Consider the following 23597-nt stretch of genomic DNA (forward strand, 5'->3'; position numbering starts at 1 on the left):
TCCGATCACCGTGGGACGGTTGCGCTACCGGTACTTGGCACGTGTCGGCTTTCTTGGCAGAGGTGGACCATGAGCCAGACATCGAGCAGGGACGGGCGCGAGTCGTCCGCTACGGACGACGATCATTCGCCGGCGCCGATCACAGTGATGCTGTCGTCGCGGCTGATGGTGCTGGCCAATTTGCTCAAGCGCAGTGCGATCCTTCGCTACAAGCGTCTTGCCGGATTGTCCTCGGTCGAGTTCGGCTTGGTCGCCTCCCTCGGCCGGCGAGCGCCGATGAGCGTGGCTCGGCTCGCCGAGGCTGTCGGCCAGGATAAAGGCCAGATCAGCCGCGCGCTGGCCGAACTGGTCTCGCGCAAGCTGATCGCGAAGTCGGAAAATCCCAAGGACAGCCGTGAGGTGCTGGTGTCGCTGACGGCTGCCGGGCTCGCGGCGCATGACGCGATCGTCGAAGGCGCGCGGGAACGCAACCGGATGCTGCTCGAGCAATTGAGCAAGGACGAGTTGCAGGTCTTGCTCGCACAGATTGATCGTCTCACCGCGACCGCAGAAGCCATGCTCGAAGCCGAGAAGATCTCGCGCTGATGGCCAGGACGTCTTCCGAAAGCATCTTCGGAAATCATCTTACGTGCCAAAGCCGACGCATTCGCCAGACGAGCCCCGGTCCTGCCATGATGCATGGCTCCTCCTGTGAGCGCGCTGTGGATACGTGTCTTTGCTGCGCCTCGTCTGCTCGCCGCCGCGACCATCAAGGGCCTCCTGGCTACGGCTGCCCTGGGCTGGGAGCGGCCAGTATGTCGCTTGGGTGACAGTCGGGGCCCCAGGGCGGTCGCTGGCTGGGGTCTGGGCGAGCCGCCGCAGCGAAAAAAACTGGGCCCTTTTCACCGACGATCCCCAGCAATAGCTGATACGGTCGGTGCGCGGCGATGTCGGTACCGCTGCCCTGGAAACGGTGGGCCGCCCTTGTCGCGTCAGGCGATCTGCTCCATACCAGCCGCGGGGTGATTCCGGGATTCCCACCGGTCTGGGAGCAGCAAAGGGCCTGAAAAGAGCGTGTCTTGCGCCCATTGGTGCACTGCGCTAAGGCTCAGAATAATTCCAAATCGGACGAATCCGTGGCTGTCCCGAGGCTGCGGGAAAAAGGGCTCGTCAATGAGCGGCATTCTACAGAACTATCTTCCACTCGTCGTCTTTATAGGGGTAGCGGGCCTCATCGGCCTGGTGCTGCTGATCGCTCCGTTCATCGTCGCGTTCCAGCAGCCGGACCCGGAAAAGCTTTCGGCGTACGAGTGCGGTTTCAACGCCTTCGACGACGCCCGCATGAAGTTCGACGTCCGCTTCTACCTGGTCGCCATCCTCTTCATCATCTTCGATCTCGAGGTGGCGTTCCTGTTTCCGTGGGCAGTGGCGTTCGGCAAGCTAGGCGCGACGGGCTTCTGGTCCATGCTGGTGTTCCTCGCCGTGCTGACGGTGGGCTTCGCCTATGAATGGAAGAAAGGCGCACTCGAATGGGATTGAACCCTGCACCTTCAGCCGGTCCGGTCGTCGCGCCGGCCCCCAAGGGCATCCTGGATCCGTCGACCGGCCGTCCGGTCGGAGCCAATGATCCGTTCTTCCTCGAGGTCAATCACGAGCTGTCCGACAAGGGCTTCTTCGTGGCCGCGACAGACGACCTCATCACCTGGGCCCGGACCGGCTCGCTGATGTGGATGACCTTCGGTCTCGCCTGCTGCGCGGTCGAGATGATGCAGGTGTCGATGCCGCGCTACGACGTCGAGCGCTTCGGCTTCGCGCCGCGTGCCTCGCCGCGCCAGTCCGACGTGATGATCGTCGCCGGCACGCTCACCAACAAGATGGCGCCCGCGCTGCGCAAGGTCTACGACCAGATGCCCGAGCCGCGCTACGTCATCTCGATGGGGTCCTGCGCCAATGGCGGGGGCTATTATCACTATTCCTACTCGGTCGTGCGCGGCTGCGACCGCATCGTGCCGATCGACATCTACGTGCCGGGCTGCCCGCCCACGGCGGAAGCGCTGCTCTACGGCGTGCTGCTGCTGCAAAAGAAGATCCGCCGCACCGGCACCATCGAACGCTAAGGTTTTACGTCATGGACGACGCCAAGCTCGACGCCCTGGGGCAGACGATCGTGAGCGCGCTTCCGGGCGCCGCCACCGGTTATCAGGTGGCCTTCAACCAGCTCACGGTTGATGTCGAGGTCAGCAAGATCGTCGAGGTGGTCAAGTACCTCCGCGACGATCCGAACTGCCGTTTCGTGAATTTCACCGACATCACGGCTGCCGACTATCCGTCGCGCGATAAGCGCTTCGACGTGATCTATCACTTCCTGTCACCGAGCCTGAACGCCCGCATCCGTCTCAAGGCCCAGGCCGACGAGACCACGCAGGTGCCGTCGCTGATCGAGGTGTTCCCCGGCGCCGACTGGTTCGAGCGCGAGGCCTACGACCTCTACGGCGTGTTCTTCGTCGGTCATCCCGACATGCGCCGCATCCTCACCGATTACGGTTTCGAGGGGCATCCGCTGCGCAAGGACTTCCCGCTGACCGGCTTCCTCGAGGTCCGCTATGACGACCAGGAGAAGCGCGTGGTGTACGAGCCGGTCCGGCTCAACCAGGAATTCCGCAAGTTCGATTTCCTCTCGCCATGGGAAGGGGCGGACTATCCGCTTCCCGGTGACGAGAAGGCGAAGCAGTGAGTAGCGCGTCATGAACGAGCAACCTGAAAACCTTCGCAATTTTACCATCAACTTCGGGCCGCAGCATCCGGCCGCGCACGGCGTGCTGCGCCTCGTGCTGGAGCTTGACGGCGAAGTCGTCGCGCGCGTCGATCCGCACATCGGGCTTCTGCATCGTGGCACCGAGAAGCTGATCGAGCAGAAGACGTACTTGCAGGCGATCCCTTATTTCGACCGGCTCGACTACGTCGCGCCGATGAACCAGGAGCACGCCTTCTGCCTCGCCGCCGAGAAGCTGCTCGGCATCGAGGTGCCGCGCCGCGGCCAGTTGATCCGCGTGCTCTATTGCGAGATCGGCCGCATTCTCTCGCACCTTCTCAACGTCACCACGCAGGCGATGGACGTCGGCGCGCTGACCCCGCCGCTGTGGGGTTTTGAAGAGCGCGAGAAGCTGATGGTGTTCTACGAGCGCGCCTCGGGCAGCCGTATGCATGCAGCTTACTTCCGCGTGGGCGGCGTGCATCAGGACCTGCCGCAGAAGCTGATCGACGATATCGAGGCCTGGTGCGACCCATTCCTGAATGTCGTCGACGACCTCGATCGCCTGCTCACCGCCAACCGCATCTTCAAGCAGCGCAACGTCGATATCGGCGTGGTGCCGCTGAAGGAAGCCTGGGAGTGGGGTTTCTCCGGAGTGATGGTGCGCGGCTCGGGCGCGGCCTGGGACCTGCGCAAGTCGCAGCCCTATGAGTGCTACGCCGAGATGGATTTCGACATTCCGATCGGCAAGAACGGCGACTGCTACGATCGCTATCTGATCCGCATGGAAGAGATGCGCCAGTCCGTGCGCATCATGAAGCAGTGCATCCAGAAGCTGAACGCGCCTGACGGCAAGGGCCCCGTCGTCGTCGAAGACAACAAGGTCGCGCCGCCTCGCCGTGGCGAGATGAAGCGCTCGATGGAAGCGCTGATCCACCACTTCAAGCTCTACACCGAAGGCGTTCACGTGCCGGAAGGCGAAGTCTATGCCGCGGTCGAGGCGCCCAAGGGCGAGTTCGGCGTCTATCTGATCTCCGACGGCACCAACAAGCCCTACAAGTGCAAGATCCGCGCGCCGGGCTTTGCCCATCTCCAGGCGATGGACCACATCTGCCGCGGCCATCTGCTCGCCGACGTCTCCGCCATTCTCGGTTCGCTCGACATCGTGTTCGGAGAGGTCGACCGGTGATGGCGCAGGCGCCAATCCAGTTTGACCGCGCCTCGGGGGCCCTCGAAGGGGCCAACCTGTGGGAGCGGACGGCTGCCTTGGCGCTGGTGACGGGATCGAAGATCTCCTCGCACTTCTCGCATATGGGCTACATCGCCTGCGCCAATCTGCTGCGGAAAACGCTGCCGGAGCGCAACATCGCGATCAAGCTCAATCCGGACGCCGTGTTCGAATTCCCTTATGGCGACGGTTACTGGAGCAAGCTGCTCAACCGGTCCTATTGCTACGAGGACGAGCTGGAGCTGCTGTTCACCGACTCCATCGACGTCGACTACACGCTGCTCGATTGCGGCGCCAATTACGGCTACTGGTCCGTGCTGGTGTCGAGCGAGCCGTTCGGCGCGCACAAGGCGATCGCGATCGAGCCGTCGGGCCAGAACTATCCGAAGCTCGCCAACAATGCCCGCGTCAACGGCAATCGCTTCGAGACCATGAAGTGTGCGATCGGTGCCTCGCGCGGTACCGCGCGTCTGTCCGGCACCAAGCACGAGGCCTTCAGCATCGCCGGCGCCGCGTCGGCCGGTGGTGAAGAGGTGCCTGTGCTCGCGCTGGACGACCTGATCGACGACGGCAAGGTCGCAAGCACCGGCAAGTACCTGATCAAGCTCGATGTCGAAGGCGTCGAGATCGACGCGATCAAGGGCGGCGCCCGGCTGCTGCAGACCGACAGCGTCATCATGTGCGAGGAGCACGGCAGCGACCGCTCTCACGCCGTGTCGCGCTACATTCTCGAGCAGACGCCGCTGAAGCTGATCGTGCTCGATCCGCGCACCAACCGGCTGGAGACCGTCACCGAGCTGTCGATCCTCGACCGCATCAAGGTCTCGACCCACGTCGGCTACAACGTTTTCGGTACCGCAAGCGCATTCTGGCAGGACAGGATCAATGCCCTGAATGCGAAAACCGCGCGCCGCATGCAGTGAGAGATAAGACATGTCCGTTCGCCGATTAGCACCGAAGGAAGTCCAGCCCGCGAGCTTTGCGTTCACGGACGAAAACCTCGCCTTCGCCAAGCAGCAGATCGCGAAATACCCGGCCGGACGCCAGGCCTCGGCCGTCATCGCCATCCTCTGGCGCGTCCAGGAGCAGCATGAGGGCTGGGTGTCGGAGGCCGCGATCCGCGCCGTCGCCGATCTGCTCGACATGCCCTATATCCGCGTGCTCGAGGTCGCGACCTTCTACACGATGTTCCAGCTCGCCCCCGTCGGCAAGAAGGCCCACGTCCAGGTCTGCGGGACCACGCCGTGCCGGCTGCGCGGCGCCGAAGACCTCATCCACGTCTGCGAGAGCCGGATCCATCACGATCCTTTCCATCTCTCCAAGGACGGCAATTTCAGCTGGGAAGAGGTGGAGTGCCTGGGCGCCTGCGTGAACGCGCCGATGGTGCTGATCGGCAAGGACACCTATGAGGACCTGACCAAGGAGACCTTCGGCAAGGTGCTCGACGGCTTCGCCTCGGGCAATCCGCCGAAGCCCGGTCCGCAGAACGGCCGCCAGTTCTCCGCACCGATGGGCGGGCCGACCACGCTGAAGGAGACCTCCTGATGGGTCTTCCGTCTGACGCGAACCTGGGGAGCGAAGCCGTGCAGAAATGGGGCTTCGTCGCCATGCATGCCGCGCTTGCGGCCGCCTTCATGTTCCTGCTGCAGCGCTTCGTGATGAACGCGACGCAGGAAACCAGTCTGCTCTGGGCGCTGACCTTTGCCGTCTGCGCCGCCGGGCTTGCCTACAAGCAAGCCAACCGTTGATCGGAAAGCGCTGATATGCTCGAGGACAAGGATCGCATCTTCAAGAACCTCTACGGCCTCCATGATTGGGGGCTCGAGGGCGCGCGACGCCGCGGCGCCTGGGATGGTACCAAGACTATCATCGACAAGGGCCGCGACTGGATCATCAACGAGATGAAGGCGTCTGGCCTGCGCGGCCGTGGCGGCGCCGGCTTCCCGACCGGTCTGAAGTGGTCCTTCATGCCGAAGGAATCGACCGACGGAAGGCCGAGCTATCTCGTCGTCAACGCCGACGAATCCGAGCCCGGCACCTGCAAGGATCGCGAGATCATGCGGCACGATCCGCATCTGCTGATCGAGGGCTGCCTGATCGCGAGCTGCGCGATGAACGCGCACACCTGCTACATCTATGTCCGCGGCGAGTTCATTCGCGAGCGCGAGCACCTTCAGGCCGCGATCGACCAGGCCTATGATGCCAAGCTGGTCGGCAAGGACAACGTCAACGGCTGGCCGTTCGACATCTACGTCGCGCACGGCGCCGGCGCTTACATCTGCGGTGAAGAGACCGCGTTGCTCGAAAGTCTCGAAGGCAAGAAGGGCCAGCCGCGGCTGAAGCCGCCGTTCCCGGCCAATGTCGGCCTGTTCGGCTGCCCGACCACCGTCAACAACGTCGAGTCGATCGCCGTTGCACCCGACATCCTGCGCCGTGGCGCCGCCTGGTTCGCCGGCATCGGGCGTCCGAACAATGTCGGCACCAAGCTGTTCTGCGTCTCCGGCCATGTGGAGCGGCCCTGCAATGTCGAGGAAGCCATGGGAATTCCGTTCCGTGAGCTGATCGAGAAGCATTGCGGCGGCATCCGCGGCGGCTGGGACAACCTGAAGGCCGTGATCCCCGGCGGCTCCTCCGTGCGCATGGTGCCGGCCGAGCAGATCATCGACACGCCGATGGATTTCGATAGCTTGAGCAAGCTGCGCTCGGGCCTCGGCACTGCGGCCGTGATCGTGATGGACAAGTCGACCGATTTGATCCGCGCCATCGCCCGCATCTCCTATTTCTACAAGCACGAGAGCTGCGGCCAGTGCACGCCCTGCCGCGAGGGCACGGGGTGGATGTGGCGCGTGCTCACCCGCATGGCCGAGGGCCGCGCCCACAAGCGCGAAATCGACATGCTGCTCGAGGTGACCAAGCAGGTCGAAGGCCACACCATCTGCGCGCTCGGCGACGCGGCTGCCTGGCCGATCCAGGGCCTGATCGCGCATTTCCGTCATGAGATCGAAGCGCGCATCGACGAATATTCGCACAAGGCCGACATCGACGATGCCGGCGTCCGCGATCCCGTGAACATGGTCGCGGCGGAGTAGACAGAATGACCAAGCTCATCATCGACGGCAAAGAGATCGATGTCCCCGCCGAGTACACGCTGCTTCAGGCGTGCGAGGCGGCCGGCGCCGAGATTCCGCGCTTCTGCTATCATGAACGGCTGTCGATCGCCGGCAATTGCCGGATGTGCCTCGTCGAGGTGAAGGGTGGCCCGAAGCCGGTCGCGAGCTGCGCCTGGGGCGTGCGCGACTGCCGTCCCGGCCCCAAGGGTGAGCCGCCGGAAATCTCCACGCGTTCACCGATGGTGAAGAAGGCGCGCGAAGGCGTGATGGAATTCCTTCTGATCAACCATCCGCTGGACTGCCCGATCTGCGACCAGGGCGGCGAGTGCGACCTGCAGGACCAGGCGATGGGCTATGGTGTCGACACCAGCCGCTTCGCCGAGAACAAGCGCGCGGTCGAGGACAAGTACCTCGGCGCGCTGGTCAAGACCTCGATGAATCGCTGCATCCAGTGCACGCGCTGCGTCCGCTTCTCGGCCGAAGTCGCGGGCGCGCCTGAAATGGGCGCGACGGGGCGCGGCGAGGACATGGAGATCACAACCTATCTCGAGCACGCGCTGACCTCCGAGCTGCAGGGCAATCTCGTCGACATCTGCCCGGTCGGTGCGCTGACCTCAAAACCCTATGCTTTCGCGGCGCGGCCGTGGGAGCTCGGCAAGACCCAGTCGATCGACGTGATGGACGGCGTTGGCTCTGCGATCCGCGTCGACACCCGCGGCCGTGAAGTCATGCGCGTGCTACCGCGGATCAACGAGGCCGTGAACGAGGAGTGGATCTCCGACAAGACGCGCCACATCGTCGATGGCCTGCGCACCCAGCGCCTGGACCGGCCCTATATCCGGGAAGCCGGCAAGCTGCGCGCGGCGAGCTGGCCTGAAGCCTTCGCAGCGATCGCGGCCAAGGCGGCGCGCACCGATGGCAAGCGCATCGGCGCGATCGCGGGCGATCTCGCCGGCGTCGAAGAGATGTTCGCGTTGAAGGATCTGCTCGCCAAGTTCGGCTCGGCCAATCTGGCGGTGCAGGGTGGCGACGCCTTCGATCCCGCGCTCGGCCGCGGCTCCTACATCTTCAATCCGACGCTTGCAGGCGTCGAGCAGGCCGATGCGCTGCTCATCCTCGGCGCCAATCCGCGGAAAGAGGCGGCGGTGTTCAACGCCCGGATCCGCAAGCGCTGGCGCACCGGCGGCTTCAAGGTCGGCGTGATCGGCGCCAAAGCCGATCTGACCTACGATTATGACCATCTCGGCGCGGGCACCGACACGCTCGCTGAGCTCGCGTCCGGCAAGCACTCCTTCATCGACGTGCTGAAGAACGCCAAGAATCCGATCATCCTGGTCGGCGCAGGCGCGGCCTCCCGTCACGATGGCGCCGCCATTCTGGCCGCCGCCGCCAAGCTCGCGCTCGATGTCGGCGCGGTGAAGGACGGCTGGAACGGCTTCGGCGTGCTGCACGAGACCGCCTCGCGCGTGGGTGCGCTCGACATCGGCTTCGCCGCAGGTCAGGGCGGGCTGAACGCCGCGCAGATGACGACCTTCGGCACGCTCGACCTCTTGTTTCTGCTCGGCGCCGACGAGATCAAGGCGCCTGATGGCACCTTCGTCGTGTACATCGGCACCCATGGTGATCGCGGCGCGCATCGTGCCGACGTGATCCTGCCGGCGGCCGCCTACACCGAGAAGTCCGCGATCTACGTCAACACCGAGGGCCGCGTGCAGATGACCGGCCGCGCCGCGTTCCCGCCGGGCGAGGCCCGCGAGGACTGGGCGATCGTTCGCGCGCTGTCAGAAGCACTCGGCAAGAAGCTCGGCTACGACTCGCTTGCCGCGCTGCGCCAGGTGATCTTCAAGGCCGTGCCGCATCTGATCCGTCTCGACCAGATCGAGGCAGGCACGGCCGACCAGATCAAGACGCTGGCAGGGAAGGGCGGCTCGCCGGAGAAGGCGCCGTTCAAGGCCGTCATCGAGGACTTCTATTTGACCAACCCAATCGCGCGTGCGTCGGCCGTGATGGCGGAATGCTCGCGGCTTGCCTCCGGGCAGATGCTGAGCGCAGCGGAGTAAGCTAGATGGAATTCTTCGAAAGCGCAGTCTGGACCGGCTTCCTCTGGCCGCTGATCCTGATGGTTCTGGAGAGCCTGCTGGTGCTCGTCGTCCTGCTGGTCGCGATCGCCTACATCCTGCTCGCCGACCGCAAGATCTGGGCGGCGGTGCAGATCCGCCGCGGCCCGAACGTGGTCGGGCCCTGGGGCCTGTTCCAGTCCTTCGCCGATCTGCTCAAATTCGTGCTGAAGGAGCCGATCATTCCGGCCGGCGCCAACAAGGGCGTCTTCCTGCTTGCTCCCTTGGTCTCCTGCGTGCTCGCGCTCGCGGCATGGGCGGTGATCCCGACCAATCTCGGCTGGGTGATCTCCGACATCAATGTCGGCATCCTCTTCATCTTCGCGATCTCGTCGCTGTCGATCTACGGCATCATCATGGCCGGCTGGTCGTCGAACTCGAAGTACCCGTTCCTGGCCGCGCTGCGTTCGGCGGCGCAGATGGTGTCTTATGAAGTCTCGATCGGCTTCGTCATCATCACGGTGCTGCTCTGCGCCGGCACGCTGAACCTCTCGGCCGTCGTCGAGGCCCAGCATGTGCGCGGTCTCGCCGGCCTGATCGGGCTGCCGCAGCTGACCATCCTGAACTGGTACGTCTGGCCGCTGTTCCCGATGTTCGTGGTGTTCTACGTCTCGGCGCTCGCTGAAACCAACCGGCCGCCCTTCGACCTCGTCGAGGCGGAATCCGAGCTCGTCGCCGGCTTCATGGTCGAATACGGCTCGACGCCGTATCTGCTGTTCATGCTCGGCGAATACGTCGCGATCGTCACGATGTGCGCGATGGCGACCATCCTGTTCCTCGGAGGCTGGCTGCCGCCGGTGGACCTGCCGCCCTTCAACTGGGTGCCGGGGATCATCTGGTTCTCGCTCAAAGTCTTCTTCATGTTCTTCCTGTTCGCGATGGCAAAGGCGATCGTGCCGCGCTACCGCTACGACCAACTGATGCGCCTCGGCTGGAAGGTGTTCCTGCCGCTGTCGCTGGTGATGGTGGTCGTGGTGGCAGGCGTGCTGCAATTCGCCGGCATCGCGCCGAAGTGAGGGCCGTCATGGGTATCAACATCAACGCCACTGCACGCTCGCTTCTGCTGTCGGAATTCGTCTCGGCGTTCTTCCTCGCCATGCGCTATTTCTTCCAGCCGAAGCCGACGCTGAACTATCCGTTCGAGAAGGGCCCCATCTCGCCGCGCTTCCGCGGCGAGCATGCGCTGCGCCGCTATCCGAACGGCGAAGAGCGCTGCATCGCCTGCAAGCTGTGCGAAGCGGTCTGCCCCGCGCAGGCCATCACCATCGAAGCCGGCCCGCGCCGCAACGACGGTACCCGCCGCACCGTGCGCTACGACATCGACATGGTGAAGTGCATCTATTGCGGCCTGTGCCAGGAGGCCTGTCCGGTCGACGCCATCGTCGAAGGTCCGAACTTCGAGTTCGCGACCGAGACCCGCGAGGAACTGTTCTATGACAAGGCCAAGCTGCTCGCCAATGGCGACCGCTGGGAACGCGAGATCGCGAAGGCGATCGAGCTCGACGCGCCTTACCGGTGAGATGAGAACATGATCCTTCCCGCCAACCTCTCGTCATTCCGGGGCGCGCGAAGCGCGAAGCCGGAACCTCGCGCCACATCCTCTGGATTCCGGGTTCACGGACTTCGTCCGCGCCCCGGAATGACGGGAGTTTCTCGATGATCCTTCCCGCGCTGTTCTTCTATCTCTTCGCCGGCGTCTGCGTCGCCTCGGCGGTGATGGTGATTGTCTCGCGCAATCCCGTGCACTCCGTGCTGTTCCTGATCCTGGCCTTCGTCAACGCCTCCGGCCTGTTCGTGCTGATGGGCGCCGAATTCCTCGCGATGATCCTGATCGTCGTCTATGTCGGCGCGGTCGCGGTGCTGTTCCTGTTCGTCATCATGATGCTCGATGTCGACTTCCTCGAGCTGCGCGAAGGCTTCATCCAGTACCTGCCGGTGGGTGTCGTGATCGGCGGCATCTTCCTGTTCGAGCTGCTCCTGACCGTCGGTGCCTGGGTGATCAACCCCACCGTGAGCAAGACCATCACGGCGCCGATCCCGGCCAACGTCTCGAACACCGAGGCGCTCGGTCTCGTGCTCTATACGAAGTACGTCCACTACTTCCAGCTTTCGGGCATGGTCCTCCTGGTCGCCATGATCGGCGCCATCGTTCTGACGCTGCGTCACAAGGCCAGCGTGAAGCGGCAGGACATCAACGTTCAGAACGCACGCACGCCCGAGATGGCGATGGCGATGCGCAAGGTGGCGCCGGGGCAGGGGCTCTCGGATGCCGACGCTGCGGAGTGGGTGAAATGACGATCGGGCTCGGACATTATCTGGCGGTCGGCGCGATCCTGTTCACGCTCGGGATCCTCGGCATCTTCCTCAACCGCAAGAACATCATCGTCATCCTGATGTCGATCGAGCTGATCCTGCTCTCGGTCAACGTCAACCTGGTGGCATTCTCGACCTTCCTCGGCGACATCGTCGGTCAGGTCTTCGCGCTGCTTGTCTTGACCGTGGCGGCCGCCGAAGCCGCGATCGGTCTTGCCATCCTGGTGGTCTATTTCCGCAACCGTGGCTCGATCGCGGTTGAGGACGTCAATCTGATGAAGGGCTGAGCTCTCAAATGGTTCAGGCAATCGTTTTCCTGCCGCTGCTGGGCGCCATTCTGGCCGGCCTGATTTCGCTCGTCGGCGCACATGGCCGCAACCCCTCGGGCGACGAGGTCGAGCATCATGGCGATCACGGTCATGATCACGCCCCTGGCGCCCACGCCCATGCGTCCGACGAGATCGACGAGGATGCGTCCGTCATCCACGAGACGCACCACGAGCCCGGCGACGGGCATGACGACCACGGCCACGGCCCGGTCGAGCCGCCGGCCGCCGGCTCGCGTGGCGCCGAGCTGATCACCACGGCGCTGCTGTTCGTCTCGGCCGCGCTGTCCTGGATGACGCTGGTCGATGTCGGCTTCAACGGCCATGACCTCAGGATCCAGCTCCTGCCCTGGATTTTCTCCGGCGATCTCGAGGTCTGGTGGACGCTGCGCGTCGACACGCTGACCGCCGTGATGCTGGTCGTGGTGACGACCGTGTCCTCGCTCGTGCACCTCTATTCCATCGGCTACATGGACGAGGATCCGAACCGGCCGCGCTTCTTCGGCTATCTGAGCCTGTTCACCTTCGCCATGCTGATGCTGGTGACGGCCGACAATCTCGTGCAGCTGTTCTTCGGCTGGGAAGGCGTGGGTCTGGCGAGCTATCTCTTGATCGGCTTCTGGTACCAGAAGCCGTCGGCGAACGCCGCCGCCATCAAGGCCTTCGTGGTCAACCGCGTCGGCGATTTCGGTTTCGCGCTCGGCATCTTCTCGATCTTCATGCTGACGAACTCGACCGATTTCGAGACGATCTTCCATGCCGCGCCCGGCCTGACCGGCAAGACCATCGACTTCCTCGGCTGGCATGCCGATGCGCTGACCCTGACCTGCCTCCTGCTGTTCATGGGCGCGATGGGCAAGTCGGCGCAGTTCCTGCTGCACACCTGGTTGCCGGACGCGATGGAAGGCCCGACGCCGGTGTCGGCGCTGATCCATGCCGCGACCATGGTGACCGCCGGCGTGTTCATGGTGGCGCGCCTGTCGCCGCTGTTCGAGCTCGCACCGAATGCCCAGGCCGTCGTGATGTTCTTCGGTGCGACCACCGCGTTCTTCGCGGCGACCATCGGTCTGGTCCAGAACGACATCAAGCGCATCGTGGCGTATTCGACTTGTTCGCAGCTCGGCTACATGTTCGTGGCGATGGGAGCAGGGGCCTATTCGGTCGGCATGTTCCATCTGTTCACGCACGCCTTCTTCAAGGCGCTGCTGTTCCTTGGTTCCGGCTCGGTGATCTACGCGATGCACCACGAGCAGGACATCCGCAACATGGGTGGTCTCTGGAAGAAGATCCCGTACACGTTCGCGGTGATGACCGTGGGCACCTTGGCGCTGACCGGCTTCCCGCTGTTCGCCGGCTATTTCTCCAAGGACGCGATCATCGAGGCGGCCTACGCCTCGCACAATCCGTTCTCGACCTATGCCTATCTGCTGACGGTCGCAGCGGCCGGCCTGACCTCGTTCTACTCCTGGCGTCTGGTGTTCAAGACCTTCTTCGGCGAGCCCCACGACCAGGAGCACTACGAGGCCGCGCATGAGAGCCCGATCTGGATGCTGATCCCGATCGGCGTGCTGGCCGTCGGATCGGTCCTTGCCGGCTTCCCGTTCAGGGAGATCTTCGTCAGTCCTCACGGCGTGGAGGAATTCTTCCGCGAGTCCGTGAAGATGAACCCGCATATCCTCGAGGATATGGAGAACATGCCGCATCTGCTGGGCTGGCTGCCCTTCGTGATGATGGTCGGCGGCTTCCTGGTCTCCTACACCTTCTACATCCGCAAACCGTACCTTCCGGTCGAGCTCGCGAACACGCAGCCGATGCTCTACAAGTTCCTGCTCAACAAATGGTACTTCGACGAGCTCTACGATTACATCTTCGTCCGTCCGGCGAAGTGGATCGGCTACCAGCTCTGGAAGAAGGGCGACGGCTTCATCATCGACGGCTTCGGCCCCGACGGCATTTCGGCCCGCGTGCTGGATGTCACCCGCAATGTCGTCAAGATCCAGACCGGTTATCTCTATCACTACGCATTCGCCATGCTGATCGGCGCCGCCGGCCTGATCACCTGGTTCATGTTCGGCTTTGGAGGCCAGTAAATGACAACCTGGCCCATCCTTTCGGTCACGACCTTCCTGCCGCTGGTCGGCGCGCTGATCGTTTACCTGAGCCGCGGTGATGACGAGGCGGCCAAGCGCAATTCGCGCTGGATCGCGCTATGGACCACGCTGATCACCTTCGCGGTGTCGGTGCTCCTGGTCATGCGCTTCGACCCTTCGAATGCCGACTTCCAGTTCGTCGAGAAGGCAAGCTGGCTCGCCACCGGCATCACTTACCACATGGGCGTCGACGGCATCTCGCTGCCGCTGGTGATCCTGACCACCGCGATCATGCCGTTCTGCATCATCGCGAGCTGGAAGGCGATTTCGAACCGCGTCCGCGAATACATGATGGCGTTCCTGATCCTGGAAACGCTGATGATCGGCACCTTCTCGGCGCTCGATCTCGTGCTGTTCTACTTGTTCTTCGAGGGCGGCCTGATCCCGATGTTCCTGATCATCGGTGTCTGGGGCGGTCCGCGCCGGGTCTACGCGTCGTTCAAGTTCTTCCTCTACACGCTGCTCGGCTCGGTCCTGATGCTGCTCGCCATCATGGCGCTGTACTGGAACGGCGGCACCACCGACATCCCGACCCTGATGCACACCGCCGTGCCGCGGTCGTTGCAGACCTGGGCTTGGCTGGCCTTCTTCGCCTCGTTCGCGGTGAAGATGCCGATGTGGCCGGTGCACACCTGGCTCCCCGACGCGCACGTCGAGGCGCCGACGGCAGGCTCCGTGGTCCTCGCCGCAATCCTCTTGAAGATGGGCGGCTACGGCTTCCTGCGCTTCTCGTTGCCGATGTTCCCGCTGGCCTCGCACGACTTCGCGCCGCTGATCTTCACCATGTCCGCGATTGCCATCATCTACACCTCGCTGGTGGCGCTGATGCAGGAGGACATGAAGAAGCTGATCGCATACTCGTCGGTTGCCCACATGGGATTCGTCACCATGGGCATCTTCGCCGGCACCATGCAGGGCGTCGCCGGCGGCGTGTTCCAGATGATCTCGCACGGCATCGTCTCGGGCGCGCTGTTCCTCTGCGTCGGCGTCGTCTACGACCGCCTGCACACCCGCGAGATCGCGGCCTATGGCGGCCTCGTCAACCGGATGCCGCTCTACGCGCTGACCTTCATGGTCTTCACCATGGCCAATGTCGGTCTGCCCGGCACGTCAGGCTTCGTCGGCGAGTTCATGACGTTGCTCGGCACCTTCAAGGTCTCGATCCCGACCGCGTTCTTCGCCACCTTTGGCGTCATCCTCTCGGCTGGCTACGCGCTCTGGCTCTACCGCAAGGTCGTGTTCGGTGCGCTGGTCAAGCCGACGCTGATGAGCATGAAGGATCTCACGCTGCGTGAGTGCGTGACGCTGTTTCCGCTGATCGCGCTGACGATCCTGTTCGGCGTCTATCCGAAGCCGGTGCTCGACATGTCGGCCGCTTCGGTCCAGCAACTCGTCAACAACTACAACACCGCTGTGACGGCCGTGAAGGCCGCCGCACTGCTCCAGTGATCGGGCAGGTCAGGACATCGCCATGAGCTTTACGACTGCAGGTTATCAACTGGCGCCGGTGCTGCCCGAGCTCGTGCTCGCGATCGGCGCCATGGCGCTTCTGATGCTCGGCGCTTATCGCGGGCAGGGGACCACCAGCGGGGTCACCGCGCTCGCGGTGCTGCTGCTCATCATGGTCGGCGTGCTCGAATACATGCTGCCGCCGGGCAAGCAGGTCACGTTCGGCGGCAGCTTCATCGTCGATGATTTTGCCCGCTTCATGAAGATCCTGGCGCTGATCGGTTCGGCGGTGACGCTGATCCTGTCGACCGAATTCCTGGCCGATCCGTCGCGGCGCATCTTCGAATACGCGATCCTGGTGCTGCTCTCGACGCTCGGCATGATGGTGCTGATCTCGGCCGGCGATTTGATCTCGCTCTATCTCGGCCTCGAATTGATGTCGCTCGCGCTCTACGTCGTGGCGGCCTCGAACCGCGACAACGCCAAGTCGACTGAAGCCGGCCTGAAGTATTTCGTGCTGGGCGCGCTCTCGTCGGGCATGCTGCTCTACGGCGCCTCGTTGGTTTACGGCTTCACCGGCACCGTCAGCTTCGCCGGGATCGCGGCGGCCGCGACCGCCGCGAATGTCGGGCTGGTGTTCGGCCTGGTGTTCCTGCTCGCCGGCCTCTGCTTCAAGGTCTCGGCCGTGCCGTTCCATATGTGGACACCCGACGTCTATGAGGGCGCGCCGACGCCGGTGACCGCCTTCTTCGCGTCCGCCCCGAAGGTCGCCGCGCTCGCCGTGTTCACGCGCGTCACGCTGACGGCATTCCCGGGCATCGTCTCGCAGTGGCAGCAGATCCTGGTGTTCGTGGCGATTGCCTCGATGGCGCTGGGCTCGTTCGCCGCGATCGGCCAGAGCAACATCAAGCGCCTGATGGCGTACTCCTCGATCGGCCATATGGGCTTTGCCCTGGTCGGCCTTGCCTCCGGCACGGTCGAGGGCGCGCAGGGCGTGCTGATGTACATCGTGATCTATGTCGCGATGACGCTCGGCTCGTTCTCGATCATCCTCGCGATGAAGCGCAACGGCCAGGCCGTCGAACAGATCAGCGACTTCGCAGGTCTGTCGCGCACCAATCCGCTGCTGGCCTTCATGTTCGCGATGCTGCTGTTCTCGCTCGCCGGCATTCCGCCGCTCGCCGGCTTCTTCGCCAAATGGTACGTGTTCGTCGCCGCCATCAAGGCGAACTTGTTCACGCTCGCGGTGATCGGCGTGCTGTCCAGCGTCGTGGGCGCCTACTACTACCTCACCATCGTCAAGACGATGTATTTCGACGAGCCAGCCGGCCAGGTCGATCCCGTCAGGGTCGAGGTCAAGACGGTGCTGGCGGTCGCGGGCCTGTTCAACATCCTGTTCGCATTGTTTGCGGGGCCGGTGGTGAGCGTCGCCTCCGCCGCCGCCAAGTCGCTGTTCTAGGATGGGGTTCGCGCTCGGTCCTCGCGCAGTCGCGGCGGGCTACAAGCTCGCCGCGATGGAGCGGACCGGCTCGACGAACGCCGACGCGATCGAAAGAGCCCGGGCCGGCGAGCCCGGCCCGATCTGGTTCGTCACATCAGAGCAGACGGCCGGCCGCGGCCGCCGCCAGCGCCCCTGGATCGCGCCGAAGGGCAATCTGGCGGCCAGCGTTCTCGAAGTCCTCGACGTCGCACCTGCAGTGGCCGCCACGATCGGTTTCGCCGCGGGGCTGGCCGAAGAGGCGGCGCTGGAGAAAGTCAGCCTCGAGGCTGCGCTACGGCTCGGCCCTGACAGGCCGCGCTACGCCCTGAAATGGCCGAATGACGTCCTGGCCAACGGCAGGAAGCTGGTCGGGATCGGCCTGGAAGCCGAAGCCATCGGCGATCGCCTGGCCATCGTCGTCGGCATCGGCACCAACATCGTGGCCGCGCCCGAGGGCACGCCCACGCCGGCGGTATCGCTGGCAACCCTCGGTGTCCAGATCAGCGCGGAGGAGTTGTTCTCGGCGCTGTCGGACGCCTGGGTGGAATTCCGCGGCATCTGGGATAACGGCCGGGGCTTTGCCGAGATCCGCAAACTCTGGCTGGAGCGTGCCGCCGGCCTTGGTGAACCGGTCGCGATCCACACGGGAACGATGGTGCTGGAAGGCATTTTTGACACGATCGACGACACCGGCTGCCTGATCGTCCGCACCGCGGAGGGCCGGCTTGTGCCTGTGACCGCGGGCGAGGTGTTCTTCGGCCCGGTCCGTTCGGTAGGAGCTGCGTGATGGCGAGGCCCGACGAACTGGTATTTGCGCCGCTCGGCGGTGTCGGCGAGATCGGCATGAATTTGTCGGTCTATGGCCTCGGCAACCGCCAGCAGCGTGCGTGGTTGGCGGTCGATCTCGGCGTCTCCTTCGGCGACGAGGAGCATCTGCCCGGCATTGACCTGATCATGCCCGACATCAGCTTCCTGGAGAAAGAGCGCAAGAACCTGATGGGGCTGGTGTTGACCCACGCCCATGAGGATCATTTCGGCGCCATCATCGACCTCTGGCCACGGTTGAAATGCCCGATCTACGCGACGCCATTCAGCGCAGCGCTGTTCGAAGCCAAATGCGCCGCCGAGCGCAATGCGCCCAACATCCCCGTCACCGTGGTCCCCTCTGGGGGCCGCATCGATGTCGGCCCGTTCAATGTCGAGTTCATCCCGGTCGCGCATTCGATTCCGGAAGCGCACGCACTGGCGATTCACACCGATGCCGGGGTGGTGCTGCACACCGGCGACTGGAAGATCGATCCGACGCCGACGCTCGGCCGCCCGACCGACGAGAAGCGGCTGCGCGAGCTCGGCGAGGAGGGCGTGCTCGCCTTGATCGGCGATTCCACCAACGCGGTGCGCGACGGCCGCTCGCCTTCGGAGGCCGAGGTCGCCCGCACTATCATCGATCTTGTGAAGGCCGCAAAGGGCCGCGTCGCGGTCACGACCTTCGCCTCCAACGTCGCGCGCATCAAGGCCGTCGCCGACGCCGCAAAGGCGGCCGACCGCGAGGTCGTGGTGGTCGGCCGCGCCATGGAGCGCGTGGTGCAGGTCGCGCGCGAGACCGGCTATCTCGACGGCGTGCAGAACTTCCGCTCGCCCGAGGTCTACGGCCATCTGCCGCAGGACAAGGTGCTGGCGCTGTGCACCGGCAGCCAGGGCGAGCCCCGCGCGGCACTGGCCCGCATCGCCAATGACGACCATCCCGAGATCACGCTCAACCGCGGCGACAGCGTGATCTTCTCCTCGCGCACCATCCCGGGCAACGAGAAGGCGGTCGGCTCGATCATCAACAATCTCGTGCTGCAGGGCGTCGAGGTCCTCACCGACCGCGACCATCTCGTCCACGTCTCCGGCCATCCGCGCCGCGACGAGCTGCGCGACATGATCTCCTGGGTGAAGCCGCAGCTGCTGATCCCCGTCCATGGCGAGGCGCTGCACCTGAACGAGCACGCCAAGCTCGCGCGCGCCGCCGGCGTGCCGCGAGTCCTCGTCATTCGCAACGGCGACCTCGTCAAGCTCGGCCCCGGCGATCCCGGCGTGGTCGGCGAGGTGCCGTCGGGCCGGCTCTACAAGGACGGCAACATCCTCGAGGACGCCAAATCCCGCGCCGTGGTCGAGCGCCGCCGCATGGCATTCTCCGGCTGTGCCTTTGTCGCCGTCGCCATGACCGCGCAGGGCGAGCTGGCCGACGAGCCCGAGGTCGATCTGGTCGGCATTCCCGAGAAGAACCGGGCGGGCGAGCCGTTTGACGACATCGTCTTCGATGCCGTGATGTCCACCATCGAAGGCCTGCCGAAGGCGCGCCGCAGGGATCCGGATGCGCTGGCTGAATCGGTGCGACGCGCCGTCCGGGCCGTCATCAACGAACATTGGGGCAAAAAGCCCCCCTGTCTGGTCCACGTCCTGACGGTGTAACGGGGAGAGAAACATGCTGGGTCGCCTCAACCACGTCGCGATCGCGACAAGGAATGCCGTCAAGTCCGCCAGGATCTACGGCGCGGCGTTCGGGGCGCAGATTTCGGAGGCCGTTCCGCTGCCCGAGCATGGCGTCACCACCGTGTTCGCGACGCTCCCCAACACCAAGATCGAGTTCATCGAGCCGCTCGGCGAGGCCTCGCCGATCGCAAAATTTCTCGAGCGCAATGCCGACGGCGGCATCCATCACATCTGCTACGAGGTCGTCGACATCATCGCTTCGCGCGACACGCTGGTGAAGGAGGGCGCGCGGGTGCTCGGCGACGGCGTGCCGAAGATCGGCGCGCACGGCAAGCCGGTCCTGTTCCTGCATCCGAAGGACTTTTCCGGCGCGCTGGTCGAAATCGAGCAGGCTTAGGACCGGACCATGGCTGCGCAGATCTCAACCGCGCTCGCGATCTACTTTGTCATCTGGTGGCTCGCGCTGTTCCTGACGCTGCCGTTCGGCGTCCGCAGCCAGCACGAGGACGGCGGCGGCGCCCCGGGCACGGATCCCGGCGCCCCTGTTCTGACAGGCATGAAGGTCAAGCTGATCTGGACCACGATCATCTCGGCGATCATCTATGGCGTTGGAGTCAGCGCCTATCACGCCGGCTATCTCTCGCTCGAGCGGCTGACGAAATTGATGGGAATGCCGTTCTAGGAGAGTAAGGAACGAGGGATGTCGACCAAGCTCGTCATTGCGAGCGCAGCGAAGCAATCCAGAATCCCTCCGCGGCAAGACTCTGGATTGCTGCGCTGCGCTCGCAGACGGCGGAGATAGTTCGTATATTGGGGGATAAATGACTTTTCAACGGATCGTCGTCGCGCTTCTGGTGCTTGTGATCGCCGGCCTTGGCGGCATCGGCTATGTCCAGTGGAAGATGGCTGTGCAGGTGCGAACGCTGAAAGCGTTCGTCGAGGGCTCCGTCTTCAACGACGCGGTGATGGCCTGCGAGCAGGCCAGGAGCTCGACGCCGTTCAAATGGAACGGCGGCAAGAGCACGTCGGTGATCGGCCTGAACTCGGTCAAGCTTGATAAATACACCGTCAGCGCCAGCTACACGCTGGTGGCGGACAACGTCTATTGTGACTACGATCCCATCAAAAGAAAGGCCCAGATCGGCTCGAGCTTCCTGGAGCGGGAGTAACGATCCGGCCCAAACATATGGGATGGTATCGTCATGACCGGAAGCCAGGCGGGGGATTATCGGATTCTTCAGGAGGCCGCCTTGCGGGACTACCTCGCAGGCCTGCCTGACATCGCGGCGCTGCTCGGCGGCACGCCGGCCTCCTGGGGCATCACGGAGGTCGGCGACGGCAATCTCAACCTCGTCTTCATCGTGAAGGGCGCGCAAGGCGGCATCGCCGTGAAGCAGGCGCTGCCCTATGTCCGCCTCGTCGGCGAGAGCTGGCCGCTGCCGTTGTCGCGGGCCCATTACGAATATCTGTCGCTGTCCCGGCAGGCCCAGCTCGCGCCCGGCCTCGTGCCGGCCTTGCTGCATCACAGCGAAAGGCTGGCGCTCACCGTGATGGAGCTGCTCGAGCCTCACATCATCATGCGCAAGGGGCTGGTCGCCGGGACGTGCTATCCGCGCTTCGTCGACGACATCACCACCTTCATGGCGCGGACGCTGTTCTTCACCTCCGACCTCGCACTCCCAGCTGCCGAGAAGAAGGAAGCCATAGCGGCCTTCGCCGGCAATCACGCCTTGTGCAAGATCACCGAGGATCTGATCTTCACCGATCCCTACCGGATCGCCGAGCAGAACCGCTGGACGGCGCCCTATCTCGACGCGCTCGCGGCGGCCTTGCGTGAGGACATGGAGCTGCATGTCGCGATTAGCAGGCTGAAGTTGAAATTCATGGCGAGCCCGGAGGCGTTGCTGCACGGCGATCTTCACACCGGCTCGATCATGGTGACGGTGTCGGAGACGCGGGTGATCGACCCCGAATTCGCCTTCTACGGCCCGATGGGTTTCGACGTCGGCGCGGTGCTGGCCAATCTGCTGATGGCCTATTTCGCCTCCGCCGGCCATGAGCGTACGCCCGGCGAGCGGCAGGCATTCGAAAGCTGGGTGCTGGAGACAGTCGAGAAAGTCTGGAACGAGTTTTCGCGAAAATTTCTCGATCTCTGGCGCGCCAACGCGACGGGCGATGCCTATCCGGTCTCACTCTTTGCAGGCGAGAAGGGCGCCATGCGCCTCGAGGCCGAGCGGCAAGCCTACATGCAGCGCCTCTTCAACGACACGGTCGGCTTCGCCGCCGCAAAAACCATCCGGCGCATCTTCGGTCTCGCCCACAACATCGATTTCGAGCTGATCGAAGACCCGCAGAAGCGCGCGGTGAGCGAGGCGCGTGCCGTCAGGCTCGCGCGCGCGATGATGGTCGAGGCGGCGGCGTTCCGGACCATCGCCGACGTCACTGGCGCCGCGCGGAAACTGCGGGACTGGCAGCCGGAGCTGTCAGGCTGAGGGACGCAGCGGGCAGGGTCGATGACGCCCGGGTTTCGGAACCCTCACCCGCAAAACGAAGCTTGCATTCAATAGGCTGTGAATGATCAAATCCCTGATCAGAATACCTGCATTGTTGGGGGACCACATGATGTTCAGGATGATTGCGATCGTCGCCGGGATGGCGCTGGCGCTTGGCGGATCGGCGGAGGCCCAGACGCCGCGCAAGGGCGGAACCATCCGCATGACCGCGCCTTACGGCTCGAGTTTCACCAGCCTGGACATTCACACCACGCCGCGTTCCCAGGACGAGATCTACGCCAAGGCCCTGCATCGCTCGCTTTACATCTGGGATTCCGAGCTGGGAAAGCCGGTGCTGGAACTCGCCAAGGAGCACGTCGTTTCGGGCGGGGGTTTCGTTCACACCTTCAAGCTGCGCGACGACGCCTATTTCCACAATGGCCGCAAGATGACGGCCGACGACATCATCTGGTCCTATAATCGCATCATGGACGGCACCAAGGCCTATCCCGGCGCACGCTACGTCCGCATCATCGAGGGCGCCGCCGCAGTCGAGAAGGGCCAGGCCAAGGAGATCTCGGGCCTGAAGAAGATCGACGATTTCACCGTCGAGATGAAGCTGACCGAGAAGGTCGATCCAGGCTTCTACTTCTTCACCGCGCTGACCTCGATCTATCCAGCCGACGAGGCCGTCAAGGACAGCTTCATCCAGCATCCGGTCGGGCTCGGGCCGTTCAAGTTCGTCGAGCACGTGCCGGGCTCGCGCATCGTCATGGAGCGCTGGGACAGGTTCTACAAGCCTGGCAAGCCCTATGCCGACAAGGTCATCGTGTCGGTCATGGGCGAGGCAGCGGCGCGCGACGTCGCATTCCGCAACAAGGAGATCGACACCTCCGTGCTCGGGCCGGCGCAATATGTCGCCTATCAGGCCGACCCCAACCTCAAGGGCACCATCGCCGAAGTCGCCGAGGTCTTCACGCGTTACATGGGGATGAATCCTGCGTTCAAGCCATTCGCCGACAAGCGCGTCCGGCAGGCGATCAATTATGCGATCGACGCTGATTTGATCATCAACAAGCTGGTCAAGGGCAAGGCCTATCGCGCCACGAGCTGGCTGCCGCTGACCTCGTCCGCCTACGACAAGACGATGAAGCCGTATCCGTATGATCCCGCCAAGGCGAAGCAGCTGCTCGCCGAGGCCGGTTATCCCTCCGGCTTCGAGTTCGAATGGACCACGAGCCAGAATGAAAGCTGGGGCCTGCCGATCGTCTCAGCCGTCATCCCGATGCTGGACAAGGTCGGCATCAAGGCCAAGGTCAAGCAGGTCGAGGTCGCGGTGCTGGCCGAGGTGGTTCGCACCGGTGACTACCAGGCCTTCATCTATTCCCAGCAGACCGGCCCGGACCCCCAGGCTGCGCTGAAATGCTTCCACTCGTCGACGCCGCCCTCGGCTTGCAACTACACGAACTTCAAGAACGCCGAGTTCGACAAGATCATGGATGACGCAGGGCAGGCCGACGACGACGCCAGGCGAACCGAGCTTCTGAAGCAGGCCAACGCGCTGCTCTATGAGGAGGCGCCGGTCTGGTTCTTCAATTACAACAAGGCTGTCATGGCCGTACAGCCCTGGCTCCACGGTGTTCAGCTCAATGCGACGGAGATGACCCATCAGAACGTCGAGGACCTCTGGGTCGACGAGACCTCGCCGGCGAAGTGATACGCG

24 protein-coding genes are annotated in these 23597 nt (G+C 64.0%); all 24 read left to right on the forward strand.

The window, feature by feature from the left end:
- Positions 1 to 69: 69 nt before the first annotated feature.
- The 24 genes from BM222_RS13715 (at position 70) to BM222_RS13835 (ending at position 23591) form a co-directional block, all read left to right on the forward strand.
- Positions 70 to 585: a MarR family winged helix-turn-helix transcriptional regulator gene (locus BM222_RS13715; RefSeq protein ID WP_092228771.1), complete on the forward strand. Its 516-nt coding sequence runs from the start codon at positions 70 to 72 to the stop codon at positions 583 to 585.
- A 567-nt stretch (positions 586 to 1152) separates the two neighbouring features.
- Entirely contained in the window at positions 1153 to 1518 is a 366-nt protein-coding gene (locus BM222_RS13725; protein ID WP_027550614.1) for an NADH-quinone oxidoreductase subunit A, read from the forward strand.
- On the forward strand, positions 1515 to 2096 hold the full coding sequence (locus BM222_RS13730; protein WP_456705302.1) for a NuoB/complex I 20 kDa subunit family protein: 582 nt from the start codon (positions 1515 to 1517) through the stop codon (positions 2094 to 2096). Before BM222_RS13725 ends, BM222_RS13730 begins: the two co-directional genes overlap by 4 nt.
- 11 nt (positions 2097 to 2107) lie before the next feature.
- Positions 2108 to 2713, forward strand: coding sequence for an NADH-quinone oxidoreductase subunit C (locus BM222_RS13735; RefSeq protein ID WP_092228774.1), 606 nt, complete (start codon positions 2108 to 2110; stop codon positions 2711 to 2713).
- A gap of 10 nt (positions 2714 to 2723) precedes the next feature.
- On the forward strand, positions 2724 to 3920 hold the full coding sequence (locus BM222_RS13740) for an NADH-quinone oxidoreductase subunit D (RefSeq protein WP_092228775.1): 1197 nt from the start codon (positions 2724 to 2726) through the stop codon (positions 3918 to 3920).
- Entirely contained in the window at positions 3920 to 4882 is a 963-nt protein-coding gene (locus BM222_RS13745; RefSeq protein WP_177243200.1) for an FkbM family methyltransferase, read from the forward strand. The genes BM222_RS13740 and BM222_RS13745 overlap by 1 nt, the downstream gene beginning before the upstream one ends.
- Positions 4883 to 4892: 10 nt before the next feature.
- Entirely contained in the window at positions 4893 to 5504 is a 612-nt protein-coding gene (gene nuoE, locus BM222_RS13750) for an NADH-quinone oxidoreductase subunit NuoE (protein WP_092228777.1), read from the forward strand.
- A complete protein-coding gene (locus tag BM222_RS13755) occupies positions 5504 to 5707 on the forward strand; it encodes a hypothetical protein (RefSeq protein ID WP_092228778.1) in 204 nt (67 codons plus the stop codon). Before nuoE ends, BM222_RS13755 begins: the two co-directional genes overlap by 1 nt.
- Positions 5708 to 5722: 15 nt before the next feature.
- Positions 5723 to 7048, forward strand: a complete 1326-nt coding sequence (gene nuoF, locus BM222_RS13760; protein WP_092228779.1) for an NADH-quinone oxidoreductase subunit NuoF — start codon at positions 5723 to 5725, stop codon at positions 7046 to 7048.
- A 5-nt stretch (positions 7049 to 7053) separates the two neighbouring features.
- Positions 7054 to 9129 (forward strand): NADH-quinone oxidoreductase subunit NuoG, encoded by a 2076-nt coding sequence (gene nuoG, locus BM222_RS13765; RefSeq protein WP_092228780.1) that lies wholly within the window; start codon positions 7054 to 7056, stop codon positions 9127 to 9129.
- Positions 9130 to 9134: 5 nt separating this feature from the next.
- Positions 9135 to 10202: an NADH-quinone oxidoreductase subunit NuoH gene (gene nuoH / locus BM222_RS13770; protein WP_092228781.1), complete on the forward strand. Its 1068-nt coding sequence runs from the start codon at positions 9135 to 9137 to the stop codon at positions 10200 to 10202.
- A 14-nt stretch (positions 10203 to 10216) separates the two neighbouring features.
- A complete protein-coding gene (gene nuoI / locus BM222_RS13775) occupies positions 10217 to 10705 on the forward strand; it encodes an NADH-quinone oxidoreductase subunit NuoI (protein WP_026232873.1) in 489 nt (162 codons plus the stop codon).
- A gap of 137 nt (positions 10706 to 10842) precedes the next feature.
- A complete protein-coding gene (locus BM222_RS13780) occupies positions 10843 to 11481 on the forward strand; it encodes an NADH-quinone oxidoreductase subunit J (RefSeq protein WP_092228782.1) in 639 nt (212 codons plus the stop codon).
- Positions 11478 to 11786 carry an NADH-quinone oxidoreductase subunit NuoK gene (gene nuoK, locus BM222_RS13785; RefSeq protein WP_008136131.1) on the forward strand — a complete coding sequence of 103 codons (309 nt, stop codon included), beginning with the start codon at positions 11478 to 11480 and terminating at the stop codon, positions 11784 to 11786. Before BM222_RS13780 ends, nuoK begins: the two co-directional genes overlap by 4 nt.
- 8 nt (positions 11787 to 11794) lie before the next feature.
- Entirely contained in the window at positions 11795 to 13915 is a 2121-nt protein-coding gene (gene nuoL, locus BM222_RS13790) for an NADH-quinone oxidoreductase subunit L (protein WP_092228783.1), read from the forward strand.
- The gene (locus BM222_RS13795; protein WP_092228784.1) at positions 13916 to 15424 is read left to right on the forward strand and encodes an NADH-quinone oxidoreductase subunit M; all 1509 of its coding nucleotides are present in this window, start codon (positions 13916 to 13918) and stop codon (positions 15422 to 15424) included. It begins immediately after the preceding gene.
- 22 nt (positions 15425 to 15446) lie between these two features.
- Positions 15447 to 16883 (forward strand): NADH-quinone oxidoreductase subunit NuoN, encoded by a 1437-nt coding sequence (gene nuoN, locus BM222_RS13800; RefSeq protein ID WP_092228785.1) that lies wholly within the window; start codon positions 15447 to 15449, stop codon positions 16881 to 16883.
- A 1-nt stretch (position 16884) separates the two neighbouring features.
- Positions 16885 to 17691: a biotin--[acetyl-CoA-carboxylase] ligase gene (locus BM222_RS13805; RefSeq protein WP_092228786.1), complete on the forward strand. Its 807-nt coding sequence runs from the start codon at positions 16885 to 16887 to the stop codon at positions 17689 to 17691.
- Positions 17691 to 19361: a ribonuclease J gene (locus BM222_RS13810; RefSeq protein ID WP_092228787.1), complete on the forward strand. Its 1671-nt coding sequence runs from the start codon at positions 17691 to 17693 to the stop codon at positions 19359 to 19361. Before BM222_RS13805 ends, BM222_RS13810 begins: the two co-directional genes overlap by 1 nt.
- 13 nt (positions 19362 to 19374) lie before the next feature.
- A complete protein-coding gene (gene mce, locus BM222_RS13815; protein WP_092228788.1) occupies positions 19375 to 19779 on the forward strand; it encodes a methylmalonyl-CoA epimerase in 405 nt (134 codons plus the stop codon).
- A gap of 9 nt (positions 19780 to 19788) precedes the next feature.
- The gene (locus BM222_RS13820) at positions 19789 to 20064 is read left to right on the forward strand and encodes a DUF1467 family protein (RefSeq protein WP_092228789.1); all 276 of its coding nucleotides are present in this window, start codon (positions 19789 to 19791) and stop codon (positions 20062 to 20064) included.
- 139 nt (positions 20065 to 20203) lie between these two features.
- Positions 20204 to 20551: a hypothetical protein gene (locus BM222_RS13825; RefSeq protein ID WP_092228790.1), complete on the forward strand. Its 348-nt coding sequence runs from the start codon at positions 20204 to 20206 to the stop codon at positions 20549 to 20551.
- A gap of 33 nt (positions 20552 to 20584) precedes the next feature.
- Positions 20585 to 21874 carry an S-methyl-5-thioribose kinase gene (gene mtnK / locus BM222_RS13830; RefSeq protein ID WP_092228791.1) on the forward strand — a complete coding sequence of 430 codons (1290 nt, stop codon included), beginning with the start codon at positions 20585 to 20587 and terminating at the stop codon, positions 21872 to 21874.
- Between the two features lie 127 nt (positions 21875 to 22001).
- Positions 22002 to 23591, forward strand: coding sequence for an ABC transporter substrate-binding protein (locus tag BM222_RS13835; protein WP_092228792.1), 1590 nt, complete (start codon positions 22002 to 22004; stop codon positions 23589 to 23591).
- Positions 23592 to 23597 lie beyond the last annotated feature (6 nt).

Origin of the sequence: Bradyrhizobium sp. Gha (assembly GCF_900113735.1) — a bacterium.
Taxonomy (GTDB): domain Bacteria; phylum Pseudomonadota; class Alphaproteobacteria; order Rhizobiales; family Xanthobacteraceae; genus Bradyrhizobium.